Below are 6,892 nucleotides of genomic sequence, written 5' to 3'. Positions count from 1 at the left end.
AGCTCCTTCTCGAAGCGGAGCATCACCTGGCACCAGCGCGAGAAAATGAGGAGCTGGTTGCGCAACATTTTTGATCCCGCGTCGTTGAAGGCCTTCGGGTCGGCCACGGCCACGCCCATTCCTTGCAGCCAGTCCGCGCTTTTGGCCGCGCGCTCGAACATCATGGCCACGCCTTCGGTCGTCAGGATGTGCGCCTCGGTGCGCAATACGTAGGGTACGCTGCGGGGGATGGTCCTGCTGCTGTAAACCGAGTGGCCAAGTTCGTGGAGCATGGTGCCCATCCAGTATTCGTTGGGCACGATGTTCGCCAGCACGCGCACGTCGCCATCCCGGTCGATGTCCGTGCAGAACGCGTGCGGGCTCTTGCCCGGCTTTTCGTAGAGATCGCTGCGCGCGATGACATCGTCAATGGGCAGACCGATGCCGGCGTAGTCATCGCGGCACAGCTTGAGGATGTCCACCTTCGCATAAACTGCGTCGAGGTCGGCGCCGAAGACGGCGGGCGGTTCCTGAAAAAACGGGTCGTGATAATGCCAGGGCCGCAGTTCATCTACCATGATGCCGCAGTTCTGCGCCAGTTTGGCGTCGATCTCCGCCTTGGCGCGCCGGAACGGTTCGCGCGTTAATTCGTCGAGCCGGTCGAACAAATTGAGAACCTGATCCTGCGATTGCTCGTTCAGGTAGAGCTGCATGACGTGGTAGTCCTTGAATCCAAGCTGGCGCGCCGCCTCGTTGCGGAAACCGACGAGCTCCTTCAGATCCTTCTCGACGGCGCCGCCGACCGCCTTGCTCGCCTCCCAGACAGCCTTGCGTTGCGCCGAGTCCTTTGACTCCTTCAACACCTTGCGCACTTCGCTGTCGGTCATCTCTTTGTCGCCGACCCTGGCCCGGGAGACATTGAAGACTTGCTCGATGGCGTTGGCCCTGGCGGTAATTCTCTTGAGCAGATCGGGATCAACCTGCTTTTCCAGGTACATCAGGTAAAGCACATCAATCTCGCGCCGGACGATGGGATTGCGCAGTTGCGTTGCTTTGATCGTCTTGAGTTCCGCGAAGCGGCCGCGATCAGAGAGCGCCTCGTCGAGTTTGTTTTGCGCGGCTTCCTTGGCTTTGAAGTCCTCGTCCTTGCCCGACACGTTGGCGTTCCACCAAGTCAGATTGGCCGCCTTCTCCAGCGGACGAATGCGAGCCTCGTGTTCCTTGATGAACTGGCGGGCGCGGGCGTCATCGCCCGAGGCCCCGGCGGCAAGTCCGTGAGCGGATGACAGGGTGAAGAACAAGAAGGAACAGACCAGGCGGTTGAACGCGTTCATAGGAGTCAATTTCGGGATCGGTGGTCCATGGCGGACGCGGCGAAAGTGATTTGCGTGGCCATCACGGGCCGAATGATTACTGCGCCGTCCAGCCTCCGTCCATGAGGAAGTCCGTGCCGGTGACATAGCCCGCGTCCTCCGAACAGAGATAAACGGCGAGCTGGCCAACCTCCTCCGGTTGACCCCAGCGGCCGAGGGGAATCTTGGCGAGGAACTGGCGATTCAGTTCGGGATTCTCCAGAATGGGCGCGTTCAATTCCGTGGCAAACGGGCCCGGACTGATGCCGTTGACGGTTATTTTTTCGGGCGCGAGTTCGAGCGCGAGCGCGCGAGTGAAGCCGAGCAGTCCCGTCTTGCTCGTGCAGTAGGCCGTGCGGCCGCCCAGGGCAACGTGGCTCATGATCGAGGTCATGTTGATGATCCGTCCGTAGCCCTGGCCCTTCAGGTGCGGAACGAACGAGCGGCACAACAGGAAGACGCTCGTCACGTTGGTGTCCATCACATGGCGCCACTCCTCAAGGGTGAAGTCGGTGACCGATTTGCGCAGGTTGACTCCGGCATTGTTGATGAGGATTTGCACCTTGCCAAGTTTTCCAATCACATCCTTTTCGAGCCGGCGGACCTGCTGTTCGTCGGTCACGTCGCCCGGAAAAACCTCGGCGTCGGCGCCGAGCTTGCGGGCGGCGGCCGCGGTTTCCTTCAATTGATCGAGGTTCCGCGCGACCAGCGCGAGTCGCGCACCCGCCCCGGCCAGCGCGAGCGCCATGGCCCGGCCCAGTCCCTTGCTGGCGCCGGTGACAATGGCGGCTTTTCCCTGGAGTTTGTTCGTGTTCATTGTGGTCGTGTTATAGCATCCGGACGGCGTTTGGCAAAGGCGCTCTGCACAATTCCGCCGGCCTTTCTGCTTGTGCGCGGACGGCTCTCTGTTAGTAAGAGCGGCGCGTGAGCGGTGGAAAAATAATGCGGCTCGGTTTGCTCGGCTCGGGCAAAGGCTCGAACATGGCGGCCATCGCCGACGCCTGCCGCGCAGGCAGCGTGCCGGCCGAAATCGCCATCGTCCTCAGCGACGTCGCGGATGCCGGAATTCTCGACCGGGCAAAGGAACGGGGCCTTCGCGCCGGGTTTATCGCGCCGGGAAAATTCCGGACGAAACTGGACGAAGGTGCCGAGCGCGCGTTCATCGCGGCCTTGCAGGAGGCGCAGGTCGATCTGGTGGTGCTGGCGGGGTTCATGCGGATTCTTAAGGGCGATTTTCTGCGTGCCTTTCATCAGCGCGTGGTCAACATTCATCCGGCGCTGCTGCCGTCGTTCCCCGGTCTGGAAGCGTGGAAGCAGGCCCTGGATCACGGCGTCAAGGTGACGGGCTGCACGGTGCACTTCGTGGACCAGAGTGTCGATACCGGGGCGATCATCGCGCAGCAGACGGTGCCGGTGCTGGACACCGATACTCCGGCGACCCTGCATGAACGGATTCAGGAGGCCGAACGGGAACTTTACCCGAAGGCCATCGCGTTGCTGGCCGGCGGCCGGATCATCGTCCAGGGGCGGAAAACGTTTTTGCGGAAATGAACCGGTCGAAACCGCGCGGCCGTGGCGGGCGGCCCGGTCGCGGCACGAATGAAAAAAACGAAGAAACGAATTTTGTTGCCCCGCCGCAGCTGGACCGTCAACCCGGTCACGCGCGTCAGGAAATCAGCGAAGCTGTATTCGCGCCGGCGCGCGAGCCGGGAACAATCGCATGAGCAAGAGTAAGCAAGGCAAGATTTTGAAACTGGGATTGCCGAAGGGCAGCCTGGAACAGGCCACCATCGAAAAAATGGGCAGGGCCGGCTACCATATCTCCATCAGCGCCCGCTCCTACGTGCCGTATGTGGACGACGATGAACTGGAGATTCGGTTGATCCGCGCGCAGGAGGTCAGCCGCTACGTCGAGCACGGCTACCTTGATTGCGGCATCACCGGTCACGATTGGGTGCGCGAGAACGGCTCGGATGTGCATGAAGTTGGCGAGTTTCTGTTCAGCAAGGCGACCCGGCAGCCCGCGCGCTGGGTGCTTGCCGTTCCGGAAAACTCTCCGGTGAAGACGGTCCACGATTTGCGCGGCAAACGCATCGCCACCGAGGTCGTCAACCTTGCCAGGGAATACCTGCGGCGGCACAACGTGGACGCGGAGGTCGAGTTTTCGTGGGGCGCGACCGAGGTCAAGGCACATGAGCTGGTGGATGCGATTGTGGAGATCACCGAGACCGGATCATCGCTCCGCGCAAACAACCTGCGCATCGTCGATACATTGCTGATCTCGACCCCGCGGTTGATCGCAAACCACGCCGCCTGGAAGGACCCCTGGAAGAAGAACAAGATTGAGACCGTCGCCCTGCTCTTGAAGGGCGCGCTGGAAGCGGAGGCCAAGGTCGGATTGAAGATGAACATCGCCGAAAAGAATCTGGCAAAGTTGTTGAAAAGTCTGCCCGCCTTGCGTAATCCAACCGTGTCGAACCTCAGCCAGACCGGCTGGGTGGCGGTGGAGACCATCATTGACGAGCACGTCGTCCGTGAATTGATACCGCAACTGAAGGCGGCCGGGGCCGAAGGCATCATCGAATACCCGCTCAACAAAGTCGTGTACTGAACTCAACCAAACGTATGGGATCACTGAAAAAACGCCGCAAAGCCAAAATCAACAAACACAAACGCCGCAAGAAGCTGCGCCTGCACCGTCACAAGAAGCGCACCTGGCAACAGTAGGTTGCCGTCGCGCCAAAGCAGTGCTAACAGTTTACTCGCAGCCAGTCCCGCTCCGGCGGGACTGCGCTTTTGTGGCGCCCGTGTGACCACAGTCGATGAACCGCCGTTTCCATATCGTTGCCGTCCTGGCAGTGCTCGTCGGAGCGTCGTTGCCCGGTTGCGCGACCCGTCCCGGCGCTCAGAAATCGCGCAACCCTTCCACCGCGCAACGGACCGCGAAGAAGGACGTCGAAACCGGCGAGGAATCAACGGACCAGCGCATCAAGGCAATCGCTCACTTCGCGTCGGGCATCAGCGCGGAGTTGAACGATGATGATGACGCGGCGTTGGACCATTATCTCAAGGCCGCCGCGGCGGACCCCGGACACGAGGTGCTGGTCTTGGAGCTGGCCCGGCGTTTTCTGCAAGCGAAGCAACCGGACAAGGCGATCGATCTGCTCGTCAAGGTGACCGCGTCGCCGCGCGCTTCGGGCAGGATTTTTGCCTGGCTGGGCCGCGCCTACGCCGAGGCCGGAAAAACAGAACTGGCCGTCAAAGCGGATCAGGCGGCGATCAGCAAGGCTCCCGACTCGCTGCCGGGTTACCGGAACCTTTTCCTGATCCATCAGGAAAGCCGGCAGCCCGCCGAGGCGTTGAAGGTGCTGGACGCCGCCGCCCGTCAATCCTCGGACGATCCGGAGTTCTGGGTTGAACTGGGCGGGTTGTACGCGACCTACCTTCAGCTTCATCCGGATGAAAGCCAGGGCCTGAAGCCGAAGATCATCGGTGCGCTGGATCGGGCGGCCGCGTTGAAGCCGCAGAATCTGCTCCTCATTCAAAAACTGGCCGACGGCTACAAGCAGTCGGGCGAGCTCACCAAGGCCGAAGGATTCTATCTCGAGTTGCTCGACCGCTTTCCCGCGCTGCCCGGCACCCGCGAAAATCTCGCCGACATTTATTTGCGCGACGGCAGGAAGGACAAGGCCGCCGAACAGCTCGAAGCCATCTCGCGCGACAACCCGCGCAACCCGCAGGCCTATTATTATCTGGGCAACATCGCCTATCAGGAGAAAAGGTTCGCCGACGCGGCGGACTACTTCGAGAAGGCGCTGGCGCTGAAGCCGGAGTTCGAACCGGTTTATTACCGGCTGGCCGACGTGCAGATCAGTTTGAACAAGCCCCGGGACGCGCTCAGCCTCCTGGACAAGGCAAGGGCGCGGTTCAAACAGAACTTTCTCCTGGAATTCCTGACCGGCGTCGCCCACGCGCGCGCCAAGGAATATGGCGAGGCGATCAAACATTACACCGAGGCCGAGGTCATTGCCAGGGCCGGCGAGCCGGACAGCCTCACCTACGTGTTTTATTTCCAGTGCGGCTCCGCCTTCGAGCGGCACGGCGACTCCGCCGAAGCCGAAAAATACTTCCGCAAATGCCTCGAACTCTCGCCCAACTTTTCCGAAGCCATGAATTACCTCGGCTACATGTGGGCGGACCGCGGGGAAAACCTCGACGAGGCGAAAAAACTTATCGGACGCGCGCTCGAACTGGAGCCAAAAAATCCGGCCTACCTCGACAGCATGGGCTGGGTCCTGTTCAAACTCAGGCAGCCGCGCGGCGCGCTCGGCTGGTTGCAACAGGCCGTGCAACAATCCAAGGAGCCGGACCCGACCCTCTACGACCACCTGGGGGACATTTATGCCGGGTTGAAGCAACTCGACAAGGCGCGCGATGCCTGGCGGAAATCAGTCGAGCTGGAACCGAACGAACAGGTGAAAAGGAAACTCGACACGGCCCGCACCGGAACGCCGCCGGAGTAATCCATGCGGCACCGTTTCAAGAAACACTACACGCGCGACGAGGCGCGTGCGCTGCTGCCCCGGATCCGCCGCTGGCTCAAGGAACTTTCCGAATCGCGCCACCAACTGGAGGAATACGACCAGCAGCTGGCCCGGTTGCTGGCCGACGGCAGGGACGCGGGCGGCGAAACCGTCAATCAATGGGTCAAAACACTCGCCGGCGTCCAAAAGACCCTGCGCGAATTCCACAAACGGGAGATTCAAATCAAGGACCTCGATCGTGGTCTGATCGATTTTCCCGCCATCATCGGCGGGAAGGAGGTGTTTCTCTGTTGGGAACAGGACGAAGAGGACATCGAGTTCTGGCACGACCTGGAATCAGGCTACGGCGGACGCGAACGGCTCTAACGGAAATCTACCGCGCAGTTAGAACAGTCGAGGCGACGGACGTTCCGCTCCACGCACAAATCACCGACCGCCGCGCCCTGTAGGCCCGGTCCCCTGACCGGGCGAATTCCGCGTCTGTAGGCCGCGTCCCCCGACGCGGCGGTTGGACCTGCGCCCGGTGAGATCACCGGGCCTACAACACCCGTTCAACGGGCTTCTCACGCCAAATCCCGGTTTCTGTCTTTTGCGCCCCTTGTAGGCCGCGTCCCCTGACGCGGCGGTTGGACTTGCGCCCGGTGAGGTCACCGGGCCTACAACACCCGAAACCGTGCGTCCTCCGTTTTCCGCCCGTTGTAGGCCGCGTCCCCTGACGCGGTGGTTGGACCTGCGCCCGGTGAGGTCACCGGGCCTACAACACCCGAAACCGTTCATCCATCCAGCAAACTCCTCACACCCAACCCCGGTTTCTTCATCACATGCGTGTAAATCTGCGTGGTCTTCACGTCCTTGTGCCCCAACAAATCCTGCACCGTGCGGATGTCCGTCCCGCCCTCCAGCAAATGGGTGGCAAACGAATGCCGCAACACATGCCGACACCTGTTTCATCAATCCCGCCCTCGCCGCCGCCATCTTGATTGCCCGCTGCACCGCCGCATCCGTCACGTGATGACG

Annotated in this window: 8 protein-coding genes and 1 pseudogene; 6 read left to right on the top strand and 3 right to left on the bottom strand. The window is 61.4% G+C overall.

What is annotated here, in order from left to right; translation table 11 throughout:
• Both VN887_07465 and VN887_07460 read right to left on the bottom strand, forming a co-directional pair.
• Window positions 1–1,313: M2 family metallopeptidase (locus VN887_07465; protein ID HXT39844.1), on the bottom strand; the 1,313-nt coding region annotated here is incomplete at its 3' end.
• Window positions 1,314–1,389: 76 nt separating this feature from the next.
• A complete protein-coding gene (locus VN887_07460; GenBank protein ID HXT39843.1) occupies window positions 1,390–2,148 on the bottom strand; it encodes an SDR family oxidoreductase in 759 nt (252 codons plus the stop codon).
• Window positions 2,149–2,255: 107 nt separating this feature from the next.
• On the opposite strand from VN887_07460, the gene purN reads away from it, so the two are divergent.
• The 6 genes from purN (at window position 2,256) to VN887_07430 (ending at window position 6,241) form a co-directional block, all read left to right on the top strand.
• Window positions 2,256–2,882, top strand: a complete 627-nt coding sequence (gene purN / locus VN887_07455) for a phosphoribosylglycinamide formyltransferase (protein ID HXT39842.1) — start codon at window positions 2,256–2,258, stop codon at window positions 2,880–2,882.
• The gene (locus VN887_07450) at window positions 2,879–3,055 is read left to right on the top strand and encodes a hypothetical protein (GenBank protein HXT39841.1); all 177 of its coding nucleotides are present in this window, start codon (window positions 2,879–2,881) and stop codon (window positions 3,053–3,055) included. The genes purN and VN887_07450 overlap by 4 nt, the downstream gene beginning before the upstream one ends.
• Entirely contained in the window at window positions 3,052–3,942 is an 891-nt protein-coding gene (gene hisG, locus VN887_07445; protein HXT39840.1) for an ATP phosphoribosyltransferase, read from the top strand. The genes VN887_07450 and hisG overlap by 4 nt, the downstream gene beginning before the upstream one ends.
• Window positions 3,943–3,956: 14 nt before the next feature.
• A complete protein-coding gene (locus VN887_07440) occupies window positions 3,957–4,058 on the top strand; it encodes an AURKAIP1/COX24 domain-containing protein (protein ID HXT39839.1) in 102 nt (33 codons plus the stop codon).
• A 95-nt stretch (window positions 4,059–4,153) separates the two neighbouring features.
• A complete protein-coding gene (locus VN887_07435) occupies window positions 4,154–5,854 on the top strand; it encodes a tetratricopeptide repeat protein (protein ID HXT39838.1) in 1,701 nt (566 codons plus the stop codon).
• 3 nt (window positions 5,855–5,857) lie between these two features.
• Entirely contained in the window at window positions 5,858–6,241 is a 384-nt protein-coding gene (locus tag VN887_07430) for a DUF2203 domain-containing protein (protein ID HXT39837.1), read from the top strand.
• Between the two features lie 407 nt (window positions 6,242–6,648).
• On the opposite strand, the pseudogene VN887_07425 reads toward VN887_07430, so the two are convergent.
• A pseudogene (locus VN887_07425) lies at window positions 6,649–6,892 on the bottom strand (tyrosine-type recombinase/integrase).

This window comes from Candidatus Angelobacter sp. (genome assembly GCA_035607015.1).
In the GTDB taxonomy this organism is placed as follows: domain Bacteria; phylum Verrucomicrobiota; class Verrucomicrobiia; order Limisphaerales; family AV2; genus AV2.
This window is presented reverse-complemented; position numbering and strand designations above follow the sequence as displayed.

Excerpts from the sequence above, each read along its gene's own strand:
- VN887_07460 (HXT39843.1), bottom strand. The coding sequence starts at position 2,148 with ATGAACACGAACAAACTCCAGGGAAAAGCCGCCATTGTCACCGGCGCC.
- VN887_07450 (HXT39841.1), top strand. The coding sequence starts at position 2,879 with ATGAACCGGTCGAAACCGCGCGGCCGTGGCGGGCGGCCCGGTCGCGGC.
- hisG (HXT39840.1), top strand. The coding sequence starts at position 3,052 with ATGAGCAAGAGTAAGCAAGGCAAGATTTTGAAACTGGGATTGCCGAAG.
- VN887_07440 (HXT39839.1), top strand. The coding sequence starts at position 3,957 with ATGGGATCACTGAAAAAACGCCGCAAAGCCAAAATCAACAAACACAAA.
- VN887_07435 (HXT39838.1), top strand. The coding sequence starts at position 4,154 with ATGAACCGCCGTTTCCATATCGTTGCCGTCCTGGCAGTGCTCGTCGGA.
- VN887_07430 (HXT39837.1), top strand. The coding sequence starts at position 5,858 with ATGCGGCACCGTTTCAAGAAACACTACACGCGCGACGAGGCGCGTGCG.